Genomic DNA, 24,633 nt, shown 5'->3' on the forward strand with positions numbered 1-24,633 from the left:
CATGTTCGACAATTTCGTTATTCCCGACCTCCTGCCGGCTGCTCCGGAAATCTTCCTGGCGACGATGGCCATGGCCATCCTGATGATCGATCTCTTCGTCAAGGACAGCCGTCGCACCGTGACCTTCGTGCTGACCCAGCTGACCCTGCTCGGCGCCGCCGCGATCCAGATCTACACGAGCAGCGGAGAAGTCACCTACACCTTCAGCAACATGTTCGTCGACGACATGATGGCCGACCTGCTGAAGCTGTTCCTGTACATGACCATGATCGTCGTCATGTTCTACTCGCGTGCTTACCTGTTCGACCGCCCGGAAATGAACAAGGGCGAGTACTACGTGTTGGCGCTGTTTGCCACGCTGGGCATGCTGGTCATGATTTCGGCCAACAACTTCGTCACCCTGTACGTCGGTCTCGAACTGCTGTCGCTGTCGCTGTATGCGATGGTGGCGATGAACCGCGATTCGCTGGCCTCGACCGAGGCCGCGATGAAGTACTTCGTCCTCGGCGCCCTGGCGTCCGGCATGCTGCTCTACGGCATGTCGATGCTCTACGGTGCCACCGGCACGCTGGAGATCACCGAACTGGCCGAAGTCCTGTATCAGGGTGAGAGCAACCGTACCGTGCTGATCTTCGGTCTGGTCTTCCTGGTCGCCGGTCTGGCCTTCAAGTTGGGCGTCGTTCCCTTCCACATGTGGATTCCCGACGTCTATCACGGCGCGCCGACGCCGGTGACCCTGCTCATCGGTTCGGCGCCCAAGCTGGCCGCCTTCGCCATCGTCATGCGTCTGCTGGTCAGCGGCCTGATCACGCTGGCCGAAGACTGGCAGGGCATGTTGATCATCCTGTCGGTGCTGTCGATGGCCGTCGGCAACCTGGCCGCCATTGCCCAGACCAACCTCAAGCGCATGCTGGCCTACTCCGCGATCTCGCACATGGGCTTCATGCTGCTCGGCATCGTTACCGGCGTCGTCGGCGGCGATCCCCGCTACGCCCTGAATGCCTACAGCTCGGCGATGTTCTACGTGATCGTCTATGTGCTGACCACGACTGCTGCATTCGGCATGATCCTGCTGATGGCCCGCGCCGGTTTCGAAGCCGACGAACTCGACGACTACAAGGGGCTGAACAAGCGCAGCCCGTGGTTTGCCGCGATCATGCTGATGATCATGTTCTCGATGGCTGGTGTTCCCTTCTTCGGCGGCTTCTTCGCCAAGTTCTCGGTGCTGCAGGCGGTTGTCGCGGCCGGTTACCTATGGCTGGCGGTCGTTGCCGTGCTGTTCTCGCTGATCGGCGCCTTCTACTACCTGCGTGTGGTCAAGCTGATGTATTTCGATGCTCCAGTCGAGGAAACGCCGATTTCGGCCGGTCTCGACATGCGCATCCTGATCTCCGCCAACGGTCTGGCGATGGCCGGGCTTGGCCTGTTCCCGCAACTGATCATGTCGCTGTGCGCCTACGCCTTGCTGCGCTCACTGTGATGTCGTAACAACAGCCAAACGCCCCGCCGAGTCGGGGCGTTTTCCATTGGGGAAGATGAACATGTCCGATGCGCATTTGATCGAATCAGAACTGAGTTCCGAAAGCGTCTTCGAGGGCTGCCTGCTCAAGGTACGCAAGGACACCGTGCGCCTGCCCAATGGCGCGACCTCGGTACGTGAGTACATCCATCATCCCGGCGCAGTGGTGATCCTGGCCTTCCTGCCGAATGGCAAGCTGCTGTTCGAACGCCAGTTCCGTTACCCCTTGCGCCAGGTATTCCTCGAATTGCCTGCTGGCAAGATCGATCCCGGTGAAGCCCTGGCCGAAACCGCGCGCCGCGAATTGCGCGAGGAAACCGGTTATCTGGCGGCACAGTGGGAACACCTGGGCGTCATGCATCCCTGTATCGGCTATTCGGATGAGCGCATCGAAATTTTCGTTGCCCGCGATCTGCAGGGCGAAGGCCGCCAGGAGCTCGACCACAATGAATTCCTGGAAGTGGTCGAACTGTCGCCGGAAGAGGCACGCCAGGCCGTATTCGACGGCCGGATCACCGATGCCAAAACCATCACGGCGCTGTTCTGGCTGGAGCGCTGCTAAAAAAATCCCGCCTTAAGGGCGGGACGGAAGTCTCGAACCGGGGGTGTTCGAGGGAGGCATTCAGGATTCGTCCTCGGATCGGTTGCGCTCGCGCCAGCGACGGATGGCGAAGACGCTGGCGCCGAACAGCAGCGCCGGCACGATGGCGTCGATCAGCCCGGCTTGGCCCGAAACCAGCCACTGAAAGCCGGCAACGCCGAAGAATACGGCCAGGCTTTCACTGATCGGCAGGTCGTCGGGCAGGGCCATCACTGGCGACGGACGGGGATGGTCGCCAACTGCATCCCGCTCTCCGGCGTGTTGGGAACCAGGCCGAGCAGGTAGGCGCGGGCGGCGGCCAGAAATTCGCGGATATTGTTCTCGATCATCATCTTTTCCTTGGTTTGCTCATGCACTGAAGACATGAATGCATTCTAAGGAAGGCGATGCGTAGCGACTGTTGCGCCTCGGTGGCGGACCGGTAACCTTGCTCGCTTGATCAATGACGAACTGTAACCGCGCCTACTGATGGGCCTGCCAGGTCAGCGTGAAGCGTGCGCCACCCAGCGGGCTGCTGCTGGCGAAGGCGGTGCCGCCGTGCAGTTCGAGAACGCGGCGGGCGATGGCCAGGCCGAGGCCGTAACCGCCGGTCGAGCGGTCGCGTGAACGGTCGAGGCGGGTGAACGCCGAGAAGATGTGTTCCCGGTCTTCTTCGGGGATGCCGATGCCGTCGTCGTCAACGTGGATGGCAATGCGTTCGCCGAGGATTTCGGCGCTGACCCGGATTTCCCTGGCGGCGTACTTGAAGGCATTGCGCAGCAGGTTGCGCAGGGCGTAGGGCATGGCCTTGCGGTCGAGGTCGATGTGCAGGTTTTCGGGCAGGCTGTCAGTGTCGACGGTCACCTGAAGTTGCCTGCCGAGCAGGCGGACCGAATCGACCTCGTCGGCCAGCCAGTCGGCGAAGCGGACACTGGAAAAGTGGGCTTCCGGGATTTCCCGCTCGTAGCGGGCATAGGTCAGGCTGGTGTCGATCAACTGGTCGAGTTCGTCGAGATCGGCTTCCATCATCGCCCACAGGCGACGGCGTTCGTCGATGTCGTCGGTTTCCGAGAGCATTTCCAGGGCAAAGCGCATGCGCGCGATCGGCGTGCGCAATTCGTGCGAAATGCCACAGGAAAGTTCGCGATGGGTGGCCAGCAACTGGCGCACCCGTTCCGCCATGCTGTTCAGCGTATCGGCCAGCGGCGAGAATAGTTGTGTCTGGACGACGGTGCTGCCGGTGTCAAAATTGCCATCGCCGAAATCGCGGGCGCTCTGGCGCAGAGTTTCGAGGTCGCGCCAGACCGGACGGACCCAGAACCACAAGGCGACGGCGAAGATCACGCCGATCAGGCTCCAGGTCAGCAGGCGCAGGCGCAGGTCGAGGGGCAGGCCAGCGTGTTCCTCGGGGTTGCGGCTGGCCGACAAGGGGCCGACGACGAGTACCTTGCTGCTGTTGCCAAGGCGGTGGTACATCACGTCGTGATCGTGGGCGATGGCGATATCGCCGGCATCCAGTTTGGCGACCTGGGCGCTGGTCAGCCGGGTGTCGAGCGTACGCCGTTCGACGATGCCCAGTTTGTAGGAAAACTTGCCGTCGATATCCTGGATCTTCTGTTCCCATTGCCGGCGTGGATGGCGAAACAGCTCGTCTTCGATCAGCGTGATCGTGCCGCGCATGAAACGCCGGGCGTAGTCGTCGGTAATGCCCTGCTGCGCGGTGGAAATGATGAAGTCGGCGGTGAAGGCGATGGCGACGAAGGAACCCATCGCCAGCAGGTAGAAGTTGAGGAACAGCTTGGACAGGCTGTAACGCCCGCCGCGCCAGCGCGGCAAGCTGCCCCGGAACAGGGATCGGGCCAGGCCCTGGCGCCCCGGGGGGGCGTTGTCCGGCGTGTCCGGATCAGTTCCAGTCATGTTTGCTGAACAGGTAACCCTTGCCGCGGACGGTCTTGATGCGGGTCGGGTTTTCCGGGTCGTCGTTCAGCTTCTTGCGCAGGCGCGAGATGCGCGCGTCGATGGAGCGGTCGAGTCCGTCGAAACCGATGCCGCGCAGCTCCTGCAGCAGGTCGTCGCGGGACAGGACGTTGCCGGCGTGCGAGGCGAGCAGCCAGAGCAGGTCGAATTCGGCGGTGGTCAGGTCGATGCCCTGGCCGTTCAGCGTGGCGGTACGGGTCGCCTGGCTGATGCGGAACTGGCCGAAGACCTGGCTGTCGCCGGTATCGGTTTCGCCGGGCGTCGGCAGGCGACGTAGCAGGGCCTTGATACGGGCGAGCAGGACGCGGGGTTGCACCGGTTTGGCGATGTAGTCGTCGGCACCGAGCTCGAGACCGAGAATCTGGTCGAAATCCTCGTCGCGCGCTGTCAGCATCAGGATCACGCCGCGGTATTGCTGGCGCACGGCGCGGCAGACTTCGAAGCCGTCCTTGCCGGGCAGCATCACGTCGAGGATGACCAGATCCGGCTGTTCGGCCAGGATCCGGGTTTCGGCGACGTCGCCACGCGCCTCGATGGCGACATCGAGGTCGTTGCGGGAGAGGTATTCGGCTGTCAGCTCAGCCAGTCGTTGGTCGTCTTCGACGAGCAGGATGCGCGTAGTCATGCGCGCAAGTTTAACCACCCCGGCGGCGACGGTCCACTGGTAGTGCCGGTGGTACGCTGACGATCAGCGCGTCGCCGCCCGGCAGGGCGACAACCAAGGTTTCACTCTGCTGGTCCCGGCAGCGATAGACATGACTGCCATCCAGGGCTTCGGCCGACAGGATGTCGCGCTGGGCCAGGTAGTCGGCGAGTTCGCCACGGTCTACGTGCCGGTAGTCCAGTTTCTGCTTCATGTCTTGTCGAGATCGCCCAAGCTGCGCTGCTTGCTGAGCATCAGGCTGAATTCGCCGACCGGAACCGGGCGGCTGAACAGGTAGCCCTGGATTTCGTCGCAACTGAATTCACTGAGCAGTCGGAGTTGATCGCGGGTTTCGACGCCCTCGGCAATGACCTTGATGCCCAGTTTGTGCGCCATGGCGATGACCGCGTGGGCGATGGCCGCGTCGTCCTTGTCCTCATGGATGTCGCGCACGAAACTGCGGTCGATCTTCAGCGTGTCGATGGGGAAGCGCTTCAGATAGGACAGACTGGAGTAACCGGTGCCGAAATCGTCGAGCGAAATCGTTGCGCCCAGTTTTTTCAGTTCGCGCAAGGTGACCAGGGTGTTTTCCACGTCGTGCATGACCATGCTCTCGGTCAGCTCGAAGGCGAGGCGACCGCCCTCGACCCCGGTTTCATCGAGCACGTTGCGAATGGTCGCTGAGAGGTCGTCCTGGCGGAACTGGCGGGCCGAAAGGTTGATCGAAATCTTCACCGGGGGCAGGCCGGCAGCCTGCCAGTCGAGGATGTCGGCGCACACCTGGCGCAGCACCAGTTGCCCGAGCGGGATGATAAGGCCGGTGTCCTCGGCCAGCGGGATGAATTCACCGGGCTGGATCATGCCGATGCGTGGATGCTGCCAGCGCACCAGCGCTTCGGCGCCGACGATGCCGCCGCTGCCCAGATCGACCAGCGGCTGGTAGTACACCTGTAGTTCGCCGCGTTCGAGCGCCCGCCGCAGGTTGCCTTCCATGTCCAGGCGATCGATCGCCATGTGCGTCATTTCCGGCGCATAGAAACGGTAGTTGTTGCGGCCGTGTTCCTTGACCCGGTACATGGCCACGTCGGCGTTGCGCAGCAGGATTTCGCCGTGATCGCCGTCGCGCGGATAAAGCGCGGCGCCGACCGAGGCGGTGACGAAGATCTCCTTGCCTTCCATGATGAAGGGCTGGTTCAGCGAGCGCAGGATCTTGCCGGCGACGATGGACAGATCGTCAGCCGACTGCAGGCGGCCGATGACAACGACGAACTCGTCGCCGCCCAGGCGGGCAACGGTGTCGGTGTCGCGTACGCTCTGGTTCAGTCGGTGGGCGACCGATTTCAGCAATTCGTTGGCCGGCGAATGGCCGAAGCCGTCGTTGATCAGCTTGAAGCGGTCGAGGTCGAGCAACAGTACGCCGACCATCAGCCCGTCGGCGCGCGCCTGGGCGAGCGCCTGAGCAATGCGGTCGTTGAGCAGGTTGCGGTTGGCCAGTCCGGTCAGCGCATCGTGGTTGGCGTGGAATTCCAGTTGCTGTTCGTAGCTGATCCGTTCGCTGACGTCGTTGAGGATGCTGACGAAATGCGTGGTCATGCTGCCGCTTTCATCGCGGACCGGGGCGATGAACAACTCGTTCCAGAACAGCGAACCATCCTTGCGGTAATTGCGCAGGATGGCGTGGGCCTCGCGGCGGCAACGCAGGGCCTCGCGGATCGTGCCGAGGCCGCGCTGGTTGAAGTCGTCGCGGACCAGGAAGCGGCCGCTCTGGCCGATCACTTCTTCGGCGCTGTAGCCGGTGATCCGTTCAAAGGCTGGATTAACGTAAACGATGGGGTGGTCGAGCTGGGTCGACGAGGTGATCATGACGCCGTTGAGGCTCGAATCCATGGCCCGGGAAAGCTGGCGTAGGCGCGATTCCATCTGCTGGCTGGCCTCGTCCTGGCGAATCTGCAGCAGGGTTTCGCCGATGCTGTCGGCAATGATCTGCAGGGCCAGTCGCTCTTCGGCGGTAAAATTGCCGTTGACGGATTCGACGTGCAGTTCGCCTTTGCCCTGGTGGGCATCGGTCCAGGTCAGCTTGAGTGCGCTGGTTTTTGATTTCACCGTTGCATCGGGCGGATAGCTGGCAGCCCTTTGCAGCTTGGCTTTGCCAGGCTTGTCGATGTTCCGGGGCTGTATGTCCAGACTGGCGCTACGAAAGCCGCCGGTTTCCACCAGCAGGCGACATTGCTGCTGTAGCATCGCGGTTTCGTCGCCGGTCTGATGGCGCGCCGTGTTGCTCGCCGCAAGCAGGGCGAGCAGACGCTGGTTCTCAGACGGGTGAGAAGGGGTTGGCAAAACTTGTCTCCGCTATGAAAGTGGTTTCTTGAAAGCTTTTTGTAACATTCTGCCGGCGGATGTGCGGGTTTTGCAAGATGTTTTGTGAATTGTTGTGTTAATTGTTAATTTTGGAGAGTTTTGATGTTCCGTTTGCTGAGCAAATGTGTCGCTTGCTATCCGCTGCGGGCCTGGTTCGGGGCGCTGGGGGCGGGCTGCCTTGGCGTGGCTTTTGCCGGCCTGCAACTGCAGACCATGTTGAGTCTGGCGCCGTGTCCCTATTGCATCTTCCAGCGCTTGCTCTACCTGCTGATCGGCGTGCTCGCCCTGCTCGGGCTGATGATGCCGGCGGCGGGTCTGTTCTGGCTGGGCGCCATCGCCCTGCTGGCGCTGCTGGGATTTGGCGTCGCCGCCTATCAAAGCTGGATGCAGGCTTTTCCTGACCTGGCGCCGGAATGCAGCTTTACCGACCCCAACCTGATCGAGCGCCTGGTGGACATGCTGGGCATGCAGTGGCCGTCGCTGTTTCTTGCCACCGGGTTCTGTACCAGCAAGGAATGGGTGTTTCTCGGTCTGTCGATGGCCAACTGGTCGGCTCTCTTCTTCGCCGGCATGATCGTCTATGTGCTGCTCCTGATGAAACATCCGGGGCGTTGATCGAGGCGCAGAAAAAACACGTAGAAAAACAAAAACCCGCCAGCGGCGGGTTTTTTGTCGAGCGTGAAGTGCTTACTTCAGCTTCACTTCCTTGTAGGCCACATGCTTGCGGGCCTTCGGGTCGTACTTCATGAATTCCAGTTTTTCAGGCGTCGTGCGCTTGTTCTTGGAAGTGGTATAGAAGTGACCGGTACCCGCAGTGGATTCCAGCTTGATCTTTTCGCGACCGCCTTTGCTAGCCATTTTTCAATTCCTCTCGATTAGATTTCGCCGCGGGCGCGGAGATCGGTCAGGATGGCATCAATGCCCTTCTTGTCGATCAGACGCAGACCAGCGTTGGAAACGCGCAGGCGAACAAAGCGGTTCTCGCTTTCGACCCAAAAGCGACGATACTGCAGATTCGGCAGGAAGCGGCGCTTCGTTTTGTTATTGGCGTGGGAAACGTTGTTCCCAACCATCGGGCCTTTACCCGTTACTTGGCAGACTCGCGCCATGATGGTGCTCCAGAATTTGCTAGAAGAAAGCCCGCGATTTTATCCGGAACATCTTTATGGATCAAGTGTTTTTTCGTTGGTTAGAGTAAACCGCGCTCGGCAAAGGAGAGCGGCCGGGCGTTGCCGGCAACGATGAAATGGTCGAGCAGCCTGACGTCGACGAGGGTCAAGGCTTCACGCAGGCTGCGGGTGAGCATTTCGTCGGCAGCCGAAGGTTCGGCAACGCCTGACGGATGATTGTGCGCCAGGATCACGGCGGCGGCGTTGCGGGCCAGCGCCTGTTTGACCACTTCGCGGGGGTAAACCGAAGTCTGCGTCAGCGTTCCGGTAAACAATACCTCACTGTGCAGCAAGCGGTTCTGGGCATCGAGCCACAGCGCCATGAACATTTCCTGCTGGCTGTGTGCAAGTTTCAGGCGCAACCAGTCGCGGACGGCGCCTGGCGAGGTGAAGTTGTCGCGCTCTTCCATTTCCTCGTTCAGCGCCCGGCGCGCCAGTTCAAAACAGGCTTGCAACTGGGCCGCCTTGGCGATGCCGATGCCGGGAACGCAGGCGAGTTCCTTGATTGACGCGCTGACCAGGCGACCGAGTTTGCCATCGTGTCGGTGGAGCAGGTCGCGGGCCAGGTCGACCGCGCTTTTCCCGCGGACGCCGACGCGCAGGTAGATGGCCAGGAGTTCGGCATCCGACAGCGCCTGCGGGCCGCCGGCCAGCAGCCGTTCGCGCGGGCGTTCCTGTTGTGGCCAGTCAGTGATCGCCATGAGCCCGACTCCAGTAGAATGTGGCAGCGATCATTTTAGCGAATATGACTATGGAATTGAATGGCAAGCGCATCGTGCTCGGTGTGACGGGTGGCATTGCCGCCTACAAGGCGGCCGAACTGCTCCGTCTGCTGGTCAAGCAGGGCGCCGACGTGCAGGTGGCGATGACCGAAGGCGCGACCCGTTTCGTGACGCCGACGACTTTCCAGGCCTTGTCCGGCAAGCCGGTGTACGTTGACCAGTGGGATGCGCGGATGCCGAATGCGATGGCGCATATCGACCTGTCGCGGCAGGCCGACCTGATCGTGGTTGCGCCGGCTTCGGCCGATTTCATGGCGCGCATCGCCAATGGTATGGCCGACGATCTGCTGGCGACCATGGTGCTGGCGCGCGATTGTCCTTTGTTGCTGGCGCCGGCGATGAATCGCCAGATGTGGGAAAACCCGGCGACGCAACGCAATGTCGCCCAACTCGTCACCGACGGCATCGCCATGGTCGGGCCGGCCAGCGGGGTCCAGGCCTGCGGCGAGACCGGGCCGGGGCGGATGCTTGAACCCGAAGAGCTGCTTGAGGCCGTCGTCGATTTCTTCGTGCCCAAGGTGCTCGCTGACCGTCGGCTGCTGATCACGGCCGGGCCGACTTTCGAAGCCATTGATCCGGTCCGTGGCATCACCAATCTGTCGTCCGGACGCATGGGTTACGCCATCGCCCGCGCAGCGCGCCAGGCCGGTGCCGAGGTGACGCTGGTGTCCGGTCCGGTGGCCCTGGCGGCGCCGCCGGGTGTCGAACGCATCAATGTGCGCAGTGCCCTCGACATGCACGCCGCGGTGATGGCGCGGGCGACGACGGCCGATATTTTCATCGCCGTGGCGGCGGTTGCCGACTATCGTGTGGCCAACGCCGCCGAACACAAACTGAAAAAGGATCACGGCGGTGTGCCGGCCATCGAACTGGTCGAGAACCCGGATATCCTGGCCGAGGTTGCCGCCCTGGCCGATGGGCCGTTCTGCGTCGGTTTCGCCGCCGAGAGCCAGAACCTGGAAGCCTATGCCCAGGCCAAGCGGCACAAGAAGAAGATTCCGCTGATCGTCGGCAACCTGATCCAGGATGGTTTCGGCGGTGACGATAACCGGTTGGTCCTGTTCGACGACCAGGGCAGCCATCCGCTGACGCCGGCCAGCAAATCGGCGCTGGCCACGCAGCTTGTTGACCATATTGCCAAACTGACAGGAAGCCACTGATGCACCGTATCGACGTCAAGATTCTCGACTCCCGACTCAACGACAATCCGCCGCATTACGCGACGCCGGGTTCGGCCGGCCTCGACCTGCGCGCCTGCCTCGACGCACCGCTCGAACTGTTGCCCGGGCAGACTGTCCTGGTGCCGACCGGCATGGCCATTCACCTGGCCGACCCCGGACTGGCGGCGATGATCCTGCCGCGCTCCGGCCTCGGTCACAAGCACGGGATCGTGCTCGGCAACCTGGTCGGCCTGATCGACAGTGACTACCAGGGGCAACTGATGGTCTCGGTCTGGAATCGTGGTTCGGCCGCATTCACCATTTCCCCGCTGGAGCGGATTGCCCAACTGGTCATCGTGCCGGTCCTGCAGGTGGCCTTCAATGTGGTCGATGATTTCGCCAGCAGCGATCGCGGCGAGGGGGGGTTCGGCAGCACCGGGCACGCCTGAGGGGCTTGAAAGCCGGACGTAAGCAAATTACGATTTAATGATCTACTTTTGAAGCGAGACAACGGGGGGATCATGAACAAGTTTTTTGCGGGCTTTGCCCTGGCGGCGGCCGTTATCGCGCCGGTCCAGGCGGCTGACCTGGCGCGGGCCGAGGAAATCGTTTCCGGCCGCTGCTTCCTCTGCCACGGTATGGAAGGCGAGGCGGCCAGCGCCGTCTTCCCGCGCCTGGCGGGGCAGCACTGGGAATACACCGCCAAGCAGCTGGCCGAGTTCAAGTCGGGCAAGCGCAAGAGCGATACCATGCAGCCGCAGTCGGAAGACCTGACGCCTGCCGAGATGAAGGCGATTGGTCACTATTTCGAGAGCAAGCAGGTTCCCGGGCGCGAGGTCAAGGATGCCGAGCTGGTAGCGGTCGGCAAGTACATCTTCCAACGCGGCAATCAATTCACCGGTCTGCCGAGCTGTGCCAGCTGTCACGGGGTCAAGGGCCACGGCACGCCGCAACTGCCGCGTCTGGCTGGCCAGCATCCGCGCTACACCGAAGACCAGATCAAGCTGTTCAATCGTCGTGAGCGGACCAACGACAACGCGGTCATGCACACCGTCGCGTCCAAGTTGTCGGAGCTGGAGACGCACGCGGTCGCCGCCTACATCGCCACGCTAGACTGAGTTTCGCAAGCGCCGGACAAAAAAAGGCCACCCGATCGGGTGGCCTTTTTCATTGTTGCGTAGCGATCAGGCCAGCATGTCGGCCCAGATGTTCTTCGCCCAGCCCATCGCGGCCTTGCCTTCCAGTTCGTTGCGGGCAGCGGAGACGCCGCCGGCGCCCTTGACCGGCTGCACCAGCTTGGTGGCAGCGTCGTACTGGTGGATCGAGGCAACGTGGATGGCGTTCTTGGCATCGACGAAGCTGTAGCAGGTGTTCATCACCACCGGCGTCGGGTTCGGCGCCTGGCCGGCGAGCAGGTTGATGATCGCGGCTGCCGTCAGCTTGCCGTGCTGGTTGGCCATGTGACCGGACTTGGGCATGGTCGGCGCCGGGAAGATCGCGTCACCTATGACATGCACGCCGGGCGTGCTGGTCGATTCCATCGTCAGCCAGTCAACATCGACCCAGCGGTTGTTGATCAGCTTGATGCCCGACTGAGCGGCGATGTTGCCGGCGCGGTGCGGCGGGATGACGTTGAGCACGTCGGCCTTGAACTTGTCGAATTCGAGGATGGCGGTGTTGCTGGCCACCTCGATGTCCTTGACTTCGCTGTTCGGACGGTACTCGATGGTGTCCTTGTACAGGTCGTTCCAGGCTTTGACGAACAGGCCTTTCTTCGATTGCACGTCCTCGTTGGCGTCGAGGATGACGACCTTGGACTTGGGCTTGTTCTTCTTGAAGTAGTCGGCGACCACGCAGGCGCGCTCGTACGGTCCCGGCGGGCAGCGATACGGTGCCTTGGGAATGGCGATGGCAAAAGTGCCGCCGTCTTTCATGGCTTCGAGCTGCTTACGCAGGGTGACGGTCTGCGGACCGGCCTTCCAGGCGTGCATGATCTTTTCCTGGGCAGCGGCGTTGTTCAGACCGGGGATCTGGTCGAACATGAAGTCGATGCCCGGCGACAGCACGATGCGGTCGTAGCTCATCTCGCCACCCTTGGCCAGCTTGACCGAACGCTTGGCAGTGTCGACGGCGAGCACGTCGTCCTGCAGCACGCGGACGCCCCACTTGCTCTTCAGGTTGTCGTAGCTGACCGTGATGTCTTCCATCGACTTGGTGCCGGCGATCACCAGGTTGGAGATCGGGCAGGAGACGAAGGCCGGATTGCGTTCAATCAGGGTGACCTGGACGGAGCCTTCGCTCCACATGCGCAGATACTTGGCCACGGTGGCACCGCCAAAGCCGCCACCGACGACCACCACGTGTCCGCCAGCCTTGTTGCCGCCAGCACAGCCATAAAGGGAAGCCATGGCGCCTGCAGCGGCAGCGGCTTTGAGGAAATCACGTCGTTTCATCAGCATCATTTTCATTTCCCCCTTATTTCTGCGCTGCGTAGTAATCAGCGATCAGGCTCAGTTGCTCGTCGGTGTAGCCCTTGGTGATCTGGTGCATGATCGAGGCGGGTTTGTCGCCGCTCTTGAAATCAGCGAGCTTCTGCAGCAGCTTGGCCTTGCTTTCGCCGGCCAGCGAATCCATGCCGCCGCCGGGGACGGCCTTGCCGTTGGTGCCATGGCAGTTGGCGCAGGTGGCTGCCAGATTGCGGCCAAGATTGGGGTCGGCGGCATGCGCGCCGGCCGAAGCCAACAGGCAGACGGCGGCGATTGCGGTAAGTCGTTTCATCGAGACTTCTCCTTCCTCTGGGTGTTGTCGATTTAAGCGTGGATGCCCGGGTTTTTGGATGTTTTGGCGCCCGCGTGACCGAGAGGGTATAGCAGTTTTCGAATAATTACATGCTGCGTTGCAACAATATTAGTTGTTGACTATATAAATACTCAGTTATACATTGCCGTTGACCTAGATCAATAAAACGACATGGACGAGACAAACCAGGTATTCGAACAGGTAGCGCATTACTTCAGCCTTCTGGCTGACCCGACGCGCCTGCGCATCCTCTCCAGCCTGTGCGGCGAGGAGCGCCCCGTTCATGAGGTGGTCGACCAGGTCGGTCTGACGCAGGCCAATATTTCGCGGCATCTGAACATCCTCTACCGCGCCGGTGTGGTGGCGAGGCGGCGTGAAGGGAATTCCGTGTTCTACCGCGTCATCGATCCGAATTTTGTCGATATCTGCAGGACCGTCAGCGTCACGGTAGCCAGCCGTGACATTGGCGAACACCTGGGGATAAAGACCGAGCGTTGCAGTACTTGAAGTCAATCGAGCGGAGGGGAGAAATCTCTATGGGTGATTTAGCAAAACAACCGGGGCGCCTGCAACGTGCACCGGAAAATTTCCTGACGGAAGATCAGGTCAAGGCCGTTGCTGCAGGACGTCGCAATTTCCTGCGCAAGAGTTTCATGGCGGCGGGGGCCGCGATGGCAGCACCGCTGGCCGCGCGTGCCGCCGAGGGCGATCCGGCAATTCTGAATCTGCCGGACTGGAGCAAGCAGCTGGGCATGCCGGTAGCGCTCAATCCCTACGGTCAGCCGTCGAAGTATGAGAGCCAGTTGCTGCGCCGCGAGTCGCCGGGTCTGACCCGGGTGCCGCAGGCCTCGGTGTCGTTTACGCCGCTGCAGGGGCTGTTCGGCATCATCACGCCGTCCGGCCTGCATTTCGAGCGCCATCACCAGGGTTGGGTCGATGTCGATCCCGCCGTGCATCGTCTGATGATCAACGGTTCCGATCCGGCCTTCCTGAAGAAGCCCAAGGTCTACACCATGGATGATCTGATGCGCCTGCCGTCGGTGTCGCGCATCCACTTCATCGAGTGTGGCGCCAATACCGGTCTCGAATGGGGCAATGTCGCCGTGCCGACGGTGCAATACACGCACGGCATGCTGTCCTGCTCGGAGTTCACCGGCGTGCCGCTCAAGCTGCTGCTGGAAGATTGCGGCGTCGATTACAAGAAGGCCCGTTACGTGCTGGCCGAGGGGGCCGACGGTTCGTCGATGACCCGGACCATCCCGATGGAAATGGTCGAGAACGGCGAAGTGTTCGTCGCCTACGGCATGAACGGCGAAATGCTGCGGCCGGAAAACGGCTATCCGCTGCGCCTGGTGGTGCCGGGCGTGCAGGGCGTGTCCTGGGTCAAGTGGCTGCGCCGCATCGAAGTCGGTGACAAGCCGTACGCGACCAAGGACGAGGCGGTGCATTACATCGACCTGATGCCGGACGGCAAGCACCGTCAGTACACGTCGATCCAGGAGTGCAAGTCGGTCATCACCACGCCGTCCGGCGGCCAGCGTCTGCTGGAAAAGGGCTTCTACAACGTCAGCGGTGTTGCCTGGTCGGGTCGCGGCAAGATCACCCGCGTCGATGTTTCCTTCGACGGTGGCGTCAACTGGCAGCAGGCGCGCATCGAAGGTCCGGTCCAGAACAAGGCCCTGACCCGTTTCAACATCAACTGGGTGTGGGACGGCAAGGAAGCCATGCTGCAGTCGCGCGCCATCGACGAAACCGGTTACGTCCAGCCGACCTACGGTCAGTTGCGTGCAGTGCGCGGTTCGAAGTCGATCTATCACAACAATGCCATCCAGACCTGGAAGGTCGAGCAAAACGGGGAGATCAGCAATGTCCAGGTTCTCTAAGTCCATTCTCGTTCTGGCCACGGCGGCCATCGCCAGCAGCGCTTTTGCCTTTGACAGCTACAAGGGTATCGGTCGTCAGGCCACGCCGGCCGAGGTCAAGGCCTGGGATATCGACGTCCGCCCCGATTTCAAGGGGCTGCCCAAGGGATCGGGTAACGTCCAGGTCGGCAACGATCTGTTCGAGGAAAAGTGCGCCTCCTGTCACGGCAGCTTCGGCGAGTCGAACGAGGTGTTCACCCCGCTGATCGGCGGTACCACCAAGGACGACATCAAGAACGGCCGGGTCGGTGGTTTCCTGACCGACAGCATTCCGCAGCGCACCACCTTCACCAAGGTGTCGACCATTTCCACGCTGTGGGACTACATCTACCGCGCCATGCCCTGGACCGAGCCCAAGTCGCTGAAGCCGGACGAGGTGTACGCCATCCTCGCCTACTTCCTGAACCTGGCGGAAATCGTTCCGGACAACTTCGTGCTGTCCGACCAGAACATCGCCGAGGTCCAGAAGTTGATGCCCAACCGCTACGGCATGACTACCGACCACGGCATGTGGCCGGGCGCGCCGGCAGCCAAGGGCGGTATCGGCAATGGCGGCAAGCCGGATGTGACCAACGTGGCGTGCATGAAGAACTGCAAGAAGGAAGTCAAGGTAGGGTCGGTGCTGCCGGGTTACGCCCGTACGGCACACGGCAATCTGGAAGAGCAGAACCGTACGTTCGGTCCTGTCCGCGGTGTTCGCACCGTGGATGGTCCGGCGCACAAGTCCGGGCATTGATCCCCAATTCAACGAGAGGAGAAGTCATGAACAATCAACGTCGTAATGTACTCAAGACCGGTACCGGTGCCGCCGTTCTCGGCGCGCTGGCCGCTGCCGGCATGATCCCGAATGTCGCCCTGGCCGCCTGGAACAAGGCTGCCTTCGAAGCCAAGAGCATGGCCGATACGCTGAAGGCGCTCGGCGCCGTGCAGCCGGCCGACAGCAGCGATGTTCAGGTCACCGGCCCGGATATCGCCGAAAACGGTGCCGTGGTGCCGGTCGGTGTCGATTCCAAGATCGCCGGCACGACCATGGTCGCGATCCTGATCGACAAGAACCCGAATGCCCTGGCGGCCAGCTTCATGCTCCCGGCAGGGACCGAAGCCAACGTGCAGACCCGGGTCAAGATGGGCCAGACCTCGAACGTCTACGCGCTGGTCAAGGCCGGCGACAAGTTCTACATGGCGACCAAGGAAATCAAGGTCACCCTCGGCGGCTGCGGCGGCTGATCGGATCAACAGGCATTCAAGGAGATAAACATGTCTACGAAACCCATGCGTATTCGCGCCTCCGTCAAGGACGGCGTCACTGAAGTCAAGGCGCTGATCGCGCACGAAATGGAAACCGGCCAGCGCAAGGACGCGAACGGCGCCGTGATTCCGGCCTGGTTCATCACCGAACTGACCGCCACGCACAACGGCAAGCCGGTCCTGGTTTCCGAGTTCGGTACCGCGGTCTCGAAGAACCCCTATCTGGCCTTCCGTTTCAAGGGCGGCGCGGCCGGCGACAAGATTGCCATCAGCTGGAAGGACAACAAGGGCGAGTCGCGCACCGACGAGGCTGCCATCGCCTGATGTCGCAATGCCTGGCGGACGGTCGGGGGTGGCCGGCTGTCCGTCTGCATCCCGGTCAAACGGCGACAGACCAGTGACCGGCAAAACACACATAGTGAACGGAGGAGTTCATGGTAATCCGACAGAAATATCTTGTCGCTGCGCTGGCCGTCGGGCTGGCGGGCGCACCGTTGCTCGCCGCAGCCAGCGACGATCTGCTCGAAGGCATCAACGCCTATCGCGAGGCCCTGGCCGATGGCAACCCGTCCGAACTGGTCGCCGCCGAAGGCGAAGAGCTCTGGAAAACCCCGCGCGGTCCGAAAAATGCCTCGCTGGAAAAATGTGACCTCGGCCTTGGACCGGGCGTGGTCAAGGGCGCATCCGCGCAGTTGCCGCGCTTCTTCAAGGATACCGGCAAGGTCCAGGATCTCGAGACGCGCCTGATGACCTGCATGGAAACCCTGCAGGGTCTGGATCCCAAGGCCGTGGTCAATGCTGGCTGGCTGAAGGGCGAAAAGGAAAAGATGGCAGCGCTGGTCGCTTACGTCGTGACCGAATCGAACGGGCAGAAGATCAAGGTTGACATGCGTCATCCTGAGATGAAGAAGATGTACGACCTGGGCAAGCTGGCTTTCTACCATCGCGCCGGTCCCATGGACTTCTCCTGTGCCACCTGCCACGGTGACCAGGGCAAGCGCATCCGCATGCAGGAACTGCCTGATCTGCGCACCCAGGAAGGCGCTGCCGCCGGCTGGGGAAGCTGGCCTGCCTACCGGGTGTCGAATGGCCAGTTCTGGACCATGCAGCACCGTCTCAACGACTGCTACCGGCAGCAACGCACGGCCGAGCCGATCTACGGCTCCGACGTGACCATCGCCCTGTCCGTCTATCTGGCTGCGACGGCCAATGGCGGCAAGGTCATGACCCCCGGTATCAAGCGCTAAGGAGGCGAACATGAAGAAGATCAGCACACTGGCTGTATTGCTGCTCGCCCTGCCGGGCGCCTGGGCCGACCAGGGGGATACCTATGCCGAGTTCAAGGCGATGATGGATCGCTCCTTCAAGACGACCGGCATTGCCCCCAAGCACCGCATGTACCAGCTGGATTTCCAGAAGGAATGCTCGCAGGAAAAGCAGCCGCCCAAGGCGGTGATGGACCGGATCGAAGCCGAGCAGATGAAGACCATCCGCTATCCGGCCGACGGCAAGTACTTCGGCGACTGGAAGGAGGGCGAGAAGATCGCCGTCAGCGGTCGCGGCCTGACTTGGACCGACAAGACCCCGTACAACAACGGCGGCGGTTGCTACAACTGTCACCAGATGAGCCATCACGAAGTCTCCTACGGCACCATCGGTCCCAGCCTGCTGGAGTACGGCAAGGTGCGCGGCAATTCCGACGACATCGTCAAGTACACCTGGGGCAAGATCTACAACGCCAAGGCTTACAACGCCTGCAGCAACATGCCGCGCAACGGCGATGCGGAAATCCTCACCGAGCAGCAAATCAAGCATTTGATGGCCTTCCTGTTCGATCCGAACTCGCCGGTCAACAAAAAATAACCTTGCGTGACTTTCCCGGCCGGGTTTGCCCGTGCCGGGTTTTTTTGGGAAACACACATGAGCATGAATCGTCGTGAATTTCTTCAGGTGCTGGCGGTTGCGGCTGCCGGTGGCATGTCGCTGCACAGCGAGTTTGCAATGGCCGAGAAGGGGGCTGCCAAGTTGTACGATCTGCCGAAGTTCGGCAACGTCAGCCTGCTGCACATCACCGACTGCCATGCCCAGCTGAACCCCATCTATTTCCGCGAACCGAGCGTCAACCTCGGCTTCGGCGAGCAGTTCGGCAAGGTTCCGCACCTGGTCGGCGATCATCTGCTCAAGCACTTCGGCTTCAAGCCGAACAGCATCGAGGCGCATGCCTACAGCTATCTGAATTTCGAGAAAGCCGCCGAGACTTACGGCAAGGTCGGCGGCTTCGCGCACCTGGCGACCCTGGTCAAGCGCATGAAGGCGCGCAACCCGGGGGCGCTGCTGCTCGACGGCGGCGATACCTGGCAGGGTTCCGGCACCGCGCTGTGGACCAACGCCCAGGACATGGTCGACGCCTGCAAGGCGCTCGGCGTCAATGTCATGACCCTGCACTGGGAAGCCACCTATGGCGAGGAACGGGTCAAGGAAATCGAGGAAAAGGACTTTGCCGGCGTCGTCGACATCGTCGCCCAGAACGTCAAGACCACCGATTTCGGTGATCCGGTGTTCAAGCCTTACGTGATCAAGAACATGAACGGCGTGCCGGTCGCCATCGTCGGCCAGGCCTTCCCCTACACGCCGATCGCCAACCCGCGCTGGCAAGTGCCGAACTGGAGCTACGGCATCCAGGAAGAGAACATGCAGGCAGTCGTCGACGAAGCCCGCGCGAAGGGCGCCCAGGTCGTCGTCGTGCTGTCGCACAACGGCATGGACGTCGACCTCAAGATGGCCTCGCGCGTGCGCGGCATCGACGCCATCCTGGGCGGTCACACCCATGACGGCATGCCAGCGCCGGTGGTGGTCAAGAACGCCGGCGGCCAGACCCTGGTCACCAACGCCGGTTCCAACGGCAAGTACCTCGGCGTGCTCGACTTCGACGTCAAGAATGGCAAGATCGCCGGCTACCGCTACAAGCTGCTGCCGGTCTTCGCCAACCTGTTGCCGGCTGACAAGGCGATGCAGGCGCTGATCGACAAGGTGCGCGCCCCTTACCTGGGCAAGCTCAACGAGCAACTGGCGGTGACCGAAGGTACCCTGTACCGCCGCGGCAACTTCAACGGCACTTTCGACCAGGTCATCGTCGATGCGCTGATCAAGGAAAAGGATGCCGAAATCGCCTTCTCGCCCGGTTTCCGCTGGGGTACCTCGCTGCTCCCGGGGCAGCCGATCCTGATGGAGCATGTGCTCGACCAGACGGCGATCACCTACCCGTGGACGACGGTGACCAACATGAGCGGCGAGATGATCAAGACCGTGCTCGAGGACGTCTGCGACAACCTGTTCAACCCCGATCCCTACTATCAGCAGGGTGGCGACATGGTCCGCGTCGGCGGCCTGCAGTACACCTGCAACCCGACCGCCAAGGCCGGCCAGCGCATCAGCAACATGATGCTGCGCGGCCAGTTGATTGATCCGGTCAAGATCTACAAGGTCGCCGGTTGGGCGCCGGTTTCGGAAGAGGCCAAGGATGCCGGCGAACCGATCTGGGAACTGGTCGCCCGCTACCTGCGCGACGTCAAGACGCTGAAGCCGGTCGAACTGAACATGCCGAAGCTGGTCGGCGCCGAAAACAATCCGGGGATTGCCTGATGAAATCGATGAAATTTGCCCTGGCTGGCCTGGCGCTGGCTTTTTCTGCGAGCACTTTCGCTGCCGACTGGGCGCCAGGCAGCACGAACTGGTCGACCCTGCCGGAAATCAAGGTGACCAAGCTTTCCCTCTACCTGACACCGAAGCAGGCGTACGACATGAAGTCGGCCGAACCCAAGGGCGTTGCCCTGTTCGACGTGCGCACCCGCGCCGAGGCGATGTATGTCGGGATGGCGAGCACGGTCGACGCGCTGGTGCCGTTTGTCGAACATCAGGAAATCATGAGCGACTGGGACGAGAAGCGGACGATGTACAGGCTCGAACCGAACCAGGACTTCGTGCCTGAAATCGAGCGCCGCATGGGCGAACTCGGTCTGGCCAAGGATGCGCCGGTGATCCTGCTGTGCCGTTCCGGCGACCGCAGTTCGCGGGCGGCCGATCGCCTGAAGGCGGCGGGTTTTACCAAGGTGTACAGCGTTCCCGAGGGCTTCGAAGGCGACCGCGCCGGCGATGGTCCGAAAAAGGGGCAGCGTGTGGTCAATGGCTGGAAGAATGCCGATCTGCCGTGGAGCTACCGACTGGAGAAGGCCAGGATGTATTTCCCCCGCTGAATTGCGGGCGTAAGATAAAGCGGCAGGCGGCCGAATCTGAATTTGTCGCTTTGCCGCTTTTCTTGAAGAGTAAAATAAGAAGATTCTAATCTTGTGATTTGCTAACGGGTGATGCTTCGCCCAATCAGGGAAGGAGAAGATATGTACAAGGACGCACTCGCGAAAGTGATTGAGGATGTCGGCCAGAAGACGCTGGACCGACGTTCTTTCCTGATGCTCGGCGCAGCCGGCGCCGGCTCGCTGCTGCTGGCACCGGGCAGTGCCAATGCCGCACCGAAGATCAAGTCCTCGGCGCGCATCGTCATTGCCGGCGCCGGTGCCGCCGGCCTGGCGGCGGCGTCTACCCTGGCCGCCCGGCTGGATGGGGCGAAGATCACCCTGATCGACGCGCGCAAGGAGCATTTCTACCAGCCAGGATTCACGCTGGTCGCCGCCGGCATCAAGGCGTCGCCGTACGTGGTGTCGACCACCAAGGAGTACGTGCCTGGTGGCGTTGAACTGATCGAGGAGCGGGTGGCTGAGTTCGATCCGGAGGGCAACAAGGTGGTCACCGAAAGCGGCGCCGCCCATGCCTATGATTTCCTGATCGTCGCCACCGGTCTCAAGCTCGACTACGAAGCCATTCCCGGTATGGAGGTCGAGCAGATCGGCAACAACGGCCTGGGCAGCATCTACCACAGCCCGGCCAAGGCCGAGGCAACCTGGCGGGCGATGTCGAATTTCGCCGATACCGGCGGTGTTGGCGTGTTCCTGCGGCCGGGAACGGAAATGAAGTGCGCCGGCGCACCGCTCAAGTACACCTTCATCACCGATGATCATCTGCGCCGTCGCGGCAATCGCGGCAAGGCCGAGCTGATCTACAACGCCAACAACAAGGCCTTGTTCAGCGTGCCCATCGTGCACGAAAAGGTCCGCATGCTGTTTGGCGAGCGCGGGGTCAAGGTCAATTACGAGCGCGTGCTGGAGTCGATCGACATCGGCAAGAAGCTGGCGGTGTTCAAGACGCCGGTCGGGCCGGTCGAGCAGCAATACGACTTCATCAACGTCATCCCGCCGATGCGGGCGCCGGATTCGGTTCGCAACAGTCCGCTGCCGTGGCAGGAGGGCGGCTGGGCCAAGGATGGCTGGATCGAGGTGGACAAGCACAATCTGCGGCATGCCCGTTACGACAACGTGTTCGCTGTCGGCGACGTGGCCGGGGTGCCCAAGGGCAAGACGGCAGCCAGCGTCAAGTGGCAGGTGCCGGTGGCGGTCGATCATCTGGTGGCGAGCATCGCCGGCAAGGAATCGGAAGCCCACTACAACGGCTACACCTCGTGCCCGCTGATCACCCGCTTGGGTCAGGCGATGCTGATCGAGTTCGACTACAAGGACAACCTGACGCCATCCTTCCCGGGCGTGATCGCGCCGCTGGAAGAATTGTGGATCAGCTGGGTGATGAAGACCATGGCGCTGAAGCCGACCTATATCAGCATGTTGCGCGGCCGCGCCTGATTTCTGGAGGAATGCAAAGATGAAAGAACTCGATCCGCTGGTTTTCCTGGCCGTTTTCCAGGAAATGCTCGGTCCCTTGCTGTGGGTGATGCTGCTGGTCATCGTCGTCGGTACGGCCGCCTTCATCGCCTTGTTGCTCAAGGAAAAGAGCATCAACTCGCGGCGCCTAGTGCGGGCCGAACTGGCCGGCCTGGTCGGTGGCGCGCTCGCGCTGGTGCTGATGGCCAAGGTCTCGTCGTCGGGCTTTACCGATGCCGGTGGTCCGGCCGACTGGTTCCTGATCGCGCTGGTTTTCGGCCTCGGTCTGGCCGGTACGGCGATCCTGGTTTATACCGTTCTGGGTTGGCGCAAGCCGGCCGCGCAGTAAGCGCTCAGCGCGCTGGCCGGTCGACCATGGCGTCGGCCAGGCCGGCGCCGGCCCACATTCCGATCAGCGAAATCCAGGCGGTCAGCGCGAACACCGCCGCGCCGGACACTCCGGCGCCGACGGCGCAGCCGCCGGCCAGCATGCCGCCGAAACCCATGCACAGCGCCCCGGCGATGTAGCGGCGCATGCTGTGCCCATCCTTGAAGCCTTCAAGCTTCAGTTCGCGTCCCCACAGTGCCGCCAGGAAAGAGCCCAGAACCACGCCGGGCACCAGGCCGATGTCGAAATCCCAGGGCTGCCCCGGTGCCGACAGCACCAGCATCAGCACGTCGGCCGACGGGCCGGTGAAACTCAGGCTCTGCACCGGCATGATCTCGTCGAAGGACTGGCTGGCGACCTGATACGTCAGTAGCCAGGCAATGGCCACCATCACGCCAACGCCGATGCCGCCGCCCCATTCGCGCAGGCTCAGGCGCGTTTTGCGGGCGAAATGGATGGCTGCCGCCAGCCACAACAACCCGAACAGGATGCCGCCGATATGACCCAGATGGGCAAAAGCCAGCAGGTCGCGGGCGCTGCCGTCGATGGTCAGCCAGCCTGAAATCCACAGGCGTAGCGGCGACAGCATGCCGCTCAGTGAAGCCTGGGCGGTGACCGCGAAAATCAGCCCGGTGAGCAGCGCGCGCAGGTTGCCGTTGGCGGCCAGGACCAGCATGCGCGACGAGCAGCCACGCGCCAGGATCATGCCGATGCCGAACAGCAGGCCGCCGACCAGGGCGCCGGAGATACTGCCCCGGGCCGAGAGCTGACGGGCTTGCGAGACGTCGAGCCAGCCGCCGACGATGAATCCCTGGGTGACGATGACAGCGGCGGAGAAGGCGAGCAGCCAGATGACCAGTTTGCCGCCCGGTTCGCGGTGCCAGAACTCGACCACGGCCGAACGCAGGCAGAACCGCGAGCGTTGGGCAAAAATGCCGAAGAGGATGCCGATCAGCAGACCTGCCAGCGTGATGACGGTTTTTTCGCCAAGGCTTTCGAGCAGATCGGTCAGGTTCATCGGAAAACTCAGAACAGTTCGATATCCCCGTCGCCCTGCTTGCTGCCGGAGCTGAGGGTGCGACTGCGCAAGGCGTCGCTCTTCACATGCGAATCGACCAGCAGTTCGACCAGTCGCTGGCTGCGCTTGCGGAAGCGCTGGATGCCGTCACTTTCGTCCTGGTCGTTGTGCAGGCTGAGGAAGGCGTGCATGTATTCGCCGACGTTGTCGGTGCGCTGGCCGATGCGGTTGATCATCTGGGTGACGATGTCCTCGAACTGCATGGCCATGACGCCTTCCTGCGTCAGGTCGCGCATCTGTTCGGTGACGCTGGCGATGTTGCTCGAATGCTGGCGCGCCTTTTCGGTCAGTTCCATCAGTTCGGCACCGAGTTCGCTGAGTGTGGCCCGCGAGCGGTCGGCGATGCTCAGGTCGATGTGGCTGGCGCCCTCGACCCGTTGGCCGACATCGCGTAGTGAATCGAGAATGTCGTTCAGGGCGTTGCGGATATCGACGTTGAATTCGCCGGTACGTGCGGCCAGGGTGCGCACCTCGTCGGCGACCACGGCGAAGCCGCGCCCGGCTTCGCCGGCACGGGCGGCCTCGATGGCGGCGTTGAGGGCGAGCAGGTCGGTCTGCTTGGTGATGCCGGTAATGTCGTTGAGCGTACTGGTGATGCGGCCAACCTTTTCCTGCATCTGGTTGAAGCTCTCGGCGACGCCCTGGCTGGTGTTGCGCAATTGATCCATCTTGCCGACGAATTCGGCGATCAGCGCATTGGTTTCATCGAAGAAACGCTTGAGTCCCGCCTGTTCGGCGGCGTGGCTGTCGTCCGATCCGGTCATGCTGAGCATTTCGTTGATCAGTGAACCGAGGATTTCGCGCTGGTTGTTCGATTGCGATTCGAGACCGGTCAGGCTGCCCGACAGGCGGTCGACCGAACTGCGGATCAGTGCCTGGGCTTCGTGCATTTCCTGCTCCAGCGACGAGAATTGCAACTCGGCGTGGGCCATGGCTTCGTTGGACAGCACGTGGTATTCCGACATGACTGTGGTCAGTTCGTTGACGTAACCCTTCTGTCTTTCCTTCCAGCGCTCGCGCTCGCGGATCGACAGCAGTCCACCGCCGAGCAGCATGACGGCAAGCAGCAGGAACCAGTAACCCGGCAGCGGACCGGCAGCCAGTGACCACGCCCAGAGAATCAGCGCCACCAGTGCGCTGCCCCGGATCAGGAGATCGTCTATTCTTTTCATTGTTGTAAATCCCGGATGAAGCGGCAATCCCGGCATTGTACGAGGATGCCGCTTGTCCGGATATGGCCTGGAT

Annotated in this window: 30 protein-coding genes; 17 read left to right on the forward strand and 13 right to left on the reverse strand. The window is 62.0% G+C overall.

What is annotated here, in order from left to right; translation table 11 throughout:
• Nucleotide 1: 1 nt before the first annotated feature.
• Complete coding sequence (gene nuoN / locus G471_RS0106250; protein WP_028994594.1) at nucleotides 2-1,480, forward strand: NADH-quinone oxidoreductase subunit NuoN; 1,479 nt, start codon at nucleotides 2-4, stop codon at nucleotides 1,478-1,480.
• 61 nt (nucleotides 1,481-1,541) lie between these two features.
• Nucleotides 1,542-2,081, forward strand: a complete 540-nt coding sequence (locus G471_RS0106255) for an NUDIX domain-containing protein (protein WP_028994595.1) — start codon at nucleotides 1,542-1,544, stop codon at nucleotides 2,079-2,081.
• Between the two features lie 60 nt (nucleotides 2,082-2,141).
• On the opposite strand, the gene G471_RS0106260 is transcribed toward G471_RS0106255, so the two are convergent.
• The 6 genes from G471_RS0106260 to G471_RS16845 form a co-directional block, all read right to left on the reverse strand.
• Nucleotides 2,142-2,330 (reverse strand): hypothetical protein, encoded by a 189-nt coding sequence (locus tag G471_RS0106260; RefSeq protein ID WP_028994596.1) that lies wholly within the window; start codon nucleotides 2,328-2,330, stop codon nucleotides 2,142-2,144.
• Entirely contained in the window at nucleotides 2,330-2,485 is a 156-nt protein-coding gene (locus G471_RS19035; protein WP_157272453.1) for a hypothetical protein, read from the reverse strand. Before G471_RS19035 ends, G471_RS0106260 begins: the two co-directional genes overlap by 1 nt.
• 97 nt (nucleotides 2,486-2,582) lie before the next feature.
• Nucleotides 2,583-4,016, reverse strand: coding sequence for an ATP-binding protein (locus tag G471_RS0106270; protein WP_028994597.1), 1,434 nt, complete (start codon nucleotides 4,014-4,016; stop codon nucleotides 2,583-2,585).
• On the reverse strand, nucleotides 4,003-4,701 hold the full coding sequence (locus tag G471_RS0106275) for a winged helix-turn-helix domain-containing protein (RefSeq protein WP_028994598.1): 699 nt from the start codon (nucleotides 4,699-4,701) through the stop codon (nucleotides 4,003-4,005). Before G471_RS0106275 ends, G471_RS0106270 begins: the two co-directional genes overlap by 14 nt.
• A 10-nt stretch (nucleotides 4,702-4,711) precedes the next feature.
• Nucleotides 4,712-4,933, reverse strand: coding sequence for a hypothetical protein (locus tag G471_RS0106280; protein ID WP_028994599.1), 222 nt, complete (start codon nucleotides 4,931-4,933; stop codon nucleotides 4,712-4,714).
• A complete protein-coding gene (locus tag G471_RS16845) occupies nucleotides 4,930-7,056 on the reverse strand; it encodes a putative bifunctional diguanylate cyclase/phosphodiesterase (protein WP_051295309.1) in 2,127 nt (708 codons plus the stop codon). Before G471_RS16845 ends, G471_RS0106280 begins: the two co-directional genes overlap by 4 nt.
• A 123-nt stretch (nucleotides 7,057-7,179) precedes the next feature.
• On the opposite strand from G471_RS16845, the gene G471_RS0106290 reads away from it, so the two are divergent.
• On the forward strand, nucleotides 7,180-7,692 hold the full coding sequence (locus G471_RS0106290; RefSeq protein ID WP_051295310.1) for a disulfide bond formation protein B: 513 nt from the start codon (nucleotides 7,180-7,182) through the stop codon (nucleotides 7,690-7,692).
• Nucleotides 7,693-7,764: 72 nt separating this feature from the next.
• Here the strand turns inward: G471_RS0106290 and rpmG are convergent, their stop codons facing one another.
• From rpmG to radC, 3 genes are all read right to left on the reverse strand, one after another.
• A complete protein-coding gene (gene rpmG, locus G471_RS0106295; protein WP_028994601.1) occupies nucleotides 7,765-7,935 on the reverse strand; it encodes a 50S ribosomal protein L33 in 171 nt (56 codons plus the stop codon).
• Nucleotides 7,936-7,952: 17 nt separating this feature from the next.
• On the reverse strand, nucleotides 7,953-8,186 hold the full coding sequence (gene rpmB / locus G471_RS0106300; RefSeq protein WP_028994602.1) for a 50S ribosomal protein L28: 234 nt from the start codon (nucleotides 8,184-8,186) through the stop codon (nucleotides 7,953-7,955).
• An 80-nt stretch (nucleotides 8,187-8,266) separates the two neighbouring features.
• Nucleotides 8,267-8,947, reverse strand: a complete 681-nt coding sequence (gene radC / locus G471_RS0106305) for a RadC family protein (RefSeq protein WP_028994603.1) — start codon at nucleotides 8,945-8,947, stop codon at nucleotides 8,267-8,269.
• 50 nt (nucleotides 8,948-8,997) lie between these two features.
• On the opposite strand from radC, the gene coaBC reads away from it, so the two are divergent.
• From coaBC to G471_RS0106320, 3 genes are all read left to right on the forward strand, one after another.
• Nucleotides 8,998-10,188 carry a bifunctional phosphopantothenoylcysteine decarboxylase/phosphopantothenate--cysteine ligase CoaBC gene (gene coaBC, locus G471_RS0106310; protein ID WP_043420949.1) on the forward strand — a complete coding sequence of 397 codons (1,191 nt, stop codon included), beginning with the start codon at nucleotides 8,998-9,000 and terminating at the stop codon, nucleotides 10,186-10,188.
• The gene (gene dut / locus G471_RS0106315) at nucleotides 10,188-10,637 is read left to right on the forward strand and encodes a dUTP diphosphatase (RefSeq protein WP_028994605.1); all 450 of its coding nucleotides are present in this window, start codon (nucleotides 10,188-10,190) and stop codon (nucleotides 10,635-10,637) included. The genes coaBC and dut overlap by 1 nt, the downstream gene beginning before the upstream one ends.
• A gap of 72 nt (nucleotides 10,638-10,709) precedes the next feature.
• Nucleotides 10,710-11,306: a c-type cytochrome gene (locus G471_RS0106320; RefSeq protein ID WP_043420951.1), complete on the forward strand. Its 597-nt coding sequence runs from the start codon at nucleotides 10,710-10,712 to the stop codon at nucleotides 11,304-11,306.
• A 66-nt stretch (nucleotides 11,307-11,372) separates the two neighbouring features.
• Here G471_RS0106320 and G471_RS0106325 read toward each other — a convergent pair whose 3' ends face one another.
• Both G471_RS0106325 and G471_RS0106330 read right to left on the reverse strand, forming a co-directional pair.
• Nucleotides 11,373-12,650, reverse strand: a complete 1,278-nt coding sequence (locus tag G471_RS0106325) for an NAD(P)/FAD-dependent oxidoreductase (protein WP_088177959.1) — start codon at nucleotides 12,648-12,650, stop codon at nucleotides 11,373-11,375.
• A gap of 13 nt (nucleotides 12,651-12,663) precedes the next feature.
• Nucleotides 12,664-12,966 carry a c-type cytochrome gene (locus tag G471_RS0106330; RefSeq protein WP_028994608.1) on the reverse strand — a complete coding sequence of 101 codons (303 nt, stop codon included), beginning with the start codon at nucleotides 12,964-12,966 and terminating at the stop codon, nucleotides 12,664-12,666.
• A gap of 192 nt (nucleotides 12,967-13,158) precedes the next feature.
• Between G471_RS0106330 and G471_RS16850 the strand changes: the two genes are divergently transcribed.
• The 11 genes from G471_RS16850 to G471_RS0106385 all read left to right on the forward strand — a co-directional run bounded on the left by G471_RS16850 (nucleotide 13,159) and on the right by G471_RS0106385 (nucleotide 22,271).
• Entirely contained in the window at nucleotides 13,159-13,494 is a 336-nt protein-coding gene (locus G471_RS16850; RefSeq protein WP_043420952.1) for an ArsR/SmtB family transcription factor, read from the forward strand.
• A 29-nt stretch (nucleotides 13,495-13,523) separates the two neighbouring features.
• Nucleotides 13,524-14,870: a sulfite dehydrogenase gene (gene soxC, locus G471_RS0106340; RefSeq protein ID WP_028994609.1), complete on the forward strand. Its 1,347-nt coding sequence runs from the start codon at nucleotides 13,524-13,526 to the stop codon at nucleotides 14,868-14,870.
• A complete protein-coding gene (locus G471_RS16855) occupies nucleotides 14,854-15,645 on the forward strand; it encodes a c-type cytochrome (protein ID WP_157272454.1) in 792 nt (263 codons plus the stop codon). The genes soxC and G471_RS16855 overlap by 17 nt, the downstream gene beginning before the upstream one ends.
• Before the next feature lie 26 nt (nucleotides 15,646-15,671).
• Nucleotides 15,672-16,136: a thiosulfate oxidation carrier protein SoxY gene (gene soxY, locus G471_RS0106350; RefSeq protein WP_028994610.1), complete on the forward strand. Its 465-nt coding sequence runs from the start codon at nucleotides 15,672-15,674 to the stop codon at nucleotides 16,134-16,136.
• A 30-nt stretch (nucleotides 16,137-16,166) separates the two neighbouring features.
• Complete coding sequence (soxZ, locus tag G471_RS0106355; protein WP_245580512.1) at nucleotides 16,167-16,481, forward strand: thiosulfate oxidation carrier complex protein SoxZ; 315 nt, start codon at nucleotides 16,167-16,169, stop codon at nucleotides 16,479-16,481.
• Nucleotides 16,482-16,591: 110 nt separating this feature from the next.
• Nucleotides 16,592-17,404, forward strand: coding sequence for a sulfur oxidation c-type cytochrome SoxA (gene soxA / locus G471_RS0106360; RefSeq protein WP_043420955.1), 813 nt, complete (start codon nucleotides 16,592-16,594; stop codon nucleotides 17,402-17,404).
• Between the two features lie 10 nt (nucleotides 17,405-17,414).
• Nucleotides 17,415-18,020: a sulfur oxidation c-type cytochrome SoxX gene (soxX, locus tag G471_RS0106365; RefSeq protein ID WP_028994613.1), complete on the forward strand. Its 606-nt coding sequence runs from the start codon at nucleotides 17,415-17,417 to the stop codon at nucleotides 18,018-18,020.
• A gap of 57 nt (nucleotides 18,021-18,077) precedes the next feature.
• Nucleotides 18,078-19,799, forward strand: a complete 1,722-nt coding sequence (gene soxB / locus G471_RS0106370) for a thiosulfohydrolase SoxB (protein WP_028994614.1) — start codon at nucleotides 18,078-18,080, stop codon at nucleotides 19,797-19,799.
• A complete protein-coding gene (locus G471_RS0106375; RefSeq protein WP_028994615.1) occupies nucleotides 19,799-20,410 on the forward strand; it encodes a rhodanese-like domain-containing protein in 612 nt (203 codons plus the stop codon). The genes soxB and G471_RS0106375 overlap by 1 nt, the downstream gene beginning before the upstream one ends.
• A gap of 141 nt (nucleotides 20,411-20,551) precedes the next feature.
• Nucleotides 20,552-21,904, forward strand: coding sequence for an NAD(P)/FAD-dependent oxidoreductase (locus G471_RS0106380; RefSeq protein ID WP_051295311.1), 1,353 nt, complete (start codon nucleotides 20,552-20,554; stop codon nucleotides 21,902-21,904).
• 19 nt (nucleotides 21,905-21,923) lie between these two features.
• Nucleotides 21,924-22,271, forward strand: coding sequence for a DUF5368 domain-containing protein (locus G471_RS0106385; protein ID WP_028994617.1), 348 nt, complete (start codon nucleotides 21,924-21,926; stop codon nucleotides 22,269-22,271).
• A 4-nt stretch (nucleotides 22,272-22,275) separates the two neighbouring features.
• Here the strand turns inward: G471_RS0106385 and G471_RS16860 are convergent, their stop codons facing one another.
• Both G471_RS16860 and G471_RS0106395 read right to left on the reverse strand, forming a co-directional pair.
• Nucleotides 22,276-23,328 carry a YeeE/YedE family protein gene (locus tag G471_RS16860; protein WP_043420956.1) on the reverse strand — a complete coding sequence of 351 codons (1,053 nt, stop codon included), beginning with the start codon at nucleotides 23,326-23,328 and terminating at the stop codon, nucleotides 22,276-22,278.
• An 8-nt stretch (nucleotides 23,329-23,336) separates the two neighbouring features.
• Nucleotides 23,337-24,560 (reverse strand): methyl-accepting chemotaxis protein, encoded by a 1,224-nt coding sequence (locus tag G471_RS0106395; RefSeq protein WP_028994618.1) that lies wholly within the window; start codon nucleotides 24,558-24,560, stop codon nucleotides 23,337-23,339.
• Nucleotides 24,561-24,633: the final 73 nt, after the last annotated feature.

The organism is Azonexus hydrophilus DSM 23864, from assembly GCF_000429605.1.
GTDB lineage: Bacteria > Pseudomonadota > Gammaproteobacteria > Burkholderiales > Rhodocyclaceae > Azonexus > Azonexus hydrophilus.

Coding starts and splice junctions, on each gene's coding strand:
- nuoN (WP_028994594.1), top strand. CDS start 2: ATGTTCGACAATTTCGTTATTCCCGACCTCCTGCCGGCTGCTCCGGAA.
- G471_RS0106255 (WP_028994595.1), top strand. CDS start 1,542: ATGTCCGATGCGCATTTGATCGAATCAGAACTGAGTTCCGAAAGCGTC.
- G471_RS0106260 (WP_028994596.1), bottom strand. CDS start 2,330: ATGGCCCTGCCCGACGACCTGCCGATCAGTGAAAGCCTGGCCGTATTC.
- G471_RS19035 (WP_157272453.1), bottom strand. CDS start 2,485: ATGTCTTCAGTGCATGAGCAAACCAAGGAAAAGATGATGATCGAGAAC.
- G471_RS0106270 (WP_028994597.1), bottom strand. CDS start 4,016: ATGACTGGAACTGATCCGGACACGCCGGACAACGCCCCCCCGGGGCGC.
- G471_RS0106275 (WP_028994598.1), bottom strand. CDS start 4,701: ATGACTACGCGCATCCTGCTCGTCGAAGACGACCAACGACTGGCTGAG.
- G471_RS0106280 (WP_028994599.1), bottom strand. CDS start 4,933: ATGAAGCAGAAACTGGACTACCGGCACGTAGACCGTGGCGAACTCGCC.
- G471_RS0106290 (WP_051295310.1), top strand. CDS start 7,180: ATGTTCCGTTTGCTGAGCAAATGTGTCGCTTGCTATCCGCTGCGGGCC.
- rpmG (WP_028994601.1), bottom strand. CDS start 7,935: ATGGCTAGCAAAGGCGGTCGCGAAAAGATCAAGCTGGAATCCACTGCG.
- rpmB (WP_028994602.1), bottom strand. CDS start 8,186: ATGGCGCGAGTCTGCCAAGTAACGGGTAAAGGCCCGATGGTTGGGAAC.
- radC (WP_028994603.1), bottom strand. CDS start 8,947: ATGGCGATCACTGACTGGCCACAACAGGAACGCCCGCGCGAACGGCTG.
- coaBC (WP_043420949.1), top strand. CDS start 8,998: ATGGAATTGAATGGCAAGCGCATCGTGCTCGGTGTGACGGGTGGCATT.
- dut (WP_028994605.1), top strand. CDS start 10,188: ATGCACCGTATCGACGTCAAGATTCTCGACTCCCGACTCAACGACAAT.
- G471_RS0106320 (WP_043420951.1), top strand. CDS start 10,710: ATGAACAAGTTTTTTGCGGGCTTTGCCCTGGCGGCGGCCGTTATCGCG.
- G471_RS0106325 (WP_088177959.1), bottom strand. CDS start 12,650: ATGATGCTGATGAAACGACGTGATTTCCTCAAAGCCGCTGCCGCTGCA.
- G471_RS0106330 (WP_028994608.1), bottom strand. CDS start 12,966: ATGAAACGACTTACCGCAATCGCCGCCGTCTGCCTGTTGGCTTCGGCC.
- G471_RS16850 (WP_043420952.1), top strand. CDS start 13,159: ATGGACGAGACAAACCAGGTATTCGAACAGGTAGCGCATTACTTCAGC.
- soxC (WP_028994609.1), top strand. CDS start 13,524: ATGGGTGATTTAGCAAAACAACCGGGGCGCCTGCAACGTGCACCGGAA.
- G471_RS16855 (WP_157272454.1), top strand. CDS start 14,854: ATGTCCAGGTTCTCTAAGTCCATTCTCGTTCTGGCCACGGCGGCCATC.
- soxY (WP_028994610.1), top strand. CDS start 15,672: ATGAACAATCAACGTCGTAATGTACTCAAGACCGGTACCGGTGCCGCC.
- soxZ (WP_245580512.1), top strand. CDS start 16,167: ATGTCTACGAAACCCATGCGTATTCGCGCCTCCGTCAAGGACGGCGTC.
- soxA (WP_043420955.1), top strand. CDS start 16,592: ATGGTAATCCGACAGAAATATCTTGTCGCTGCGCTGGCCGTCGGGCTG.
- soxX (WP_028994613.1), top strand. CDS start 17,415: ATGAAGAAGATCAGCACACTGGCTGTATTGCTGCTCGCCCTGCCGGGC.
- soxB (WP_028994614.1), top strand. CDS start 18,078: ATGAGCATGAATCGTCGTGAATTTCTTCAGGTGCTGGCGGTTGCGGCT.
- G471_RS0106375 (WP_028994615.1), top strand. CDS start 19,799: ATGAAATCGATGAAATTTGCCCTGGCTGGCCTGGCGCTGGCTTTTTCT.
- G471_RS0106380 (WP_051295311.1), top strand. CDS start 20,552: ATGTACAAGGACGCACTCGCGAAAGTGATTGAGGATGTCGGCCAGAAG.
- G471_RS0106385 (WP_028994617.1), top strand. CDS start 21,924: ATGAAAGAACTCGATCCGCTGGTTTTCCTGGCCGTTTTCCAGGAAATG.
- G471_RS16860 (WP_043420956.1), bottom strand. CDS start 23,328: ATGAACCTGACCGATCTGCTCGAAAGCCTTGGCGAAAAAACCGTCATC.
- G471_RS0106395 (WP_028994618.1), bottom strand. CDS start 24,560: ATGAAAAGAATAGACGATCTCCTGATCCGGGGCAGCGCACTGGTGGCG.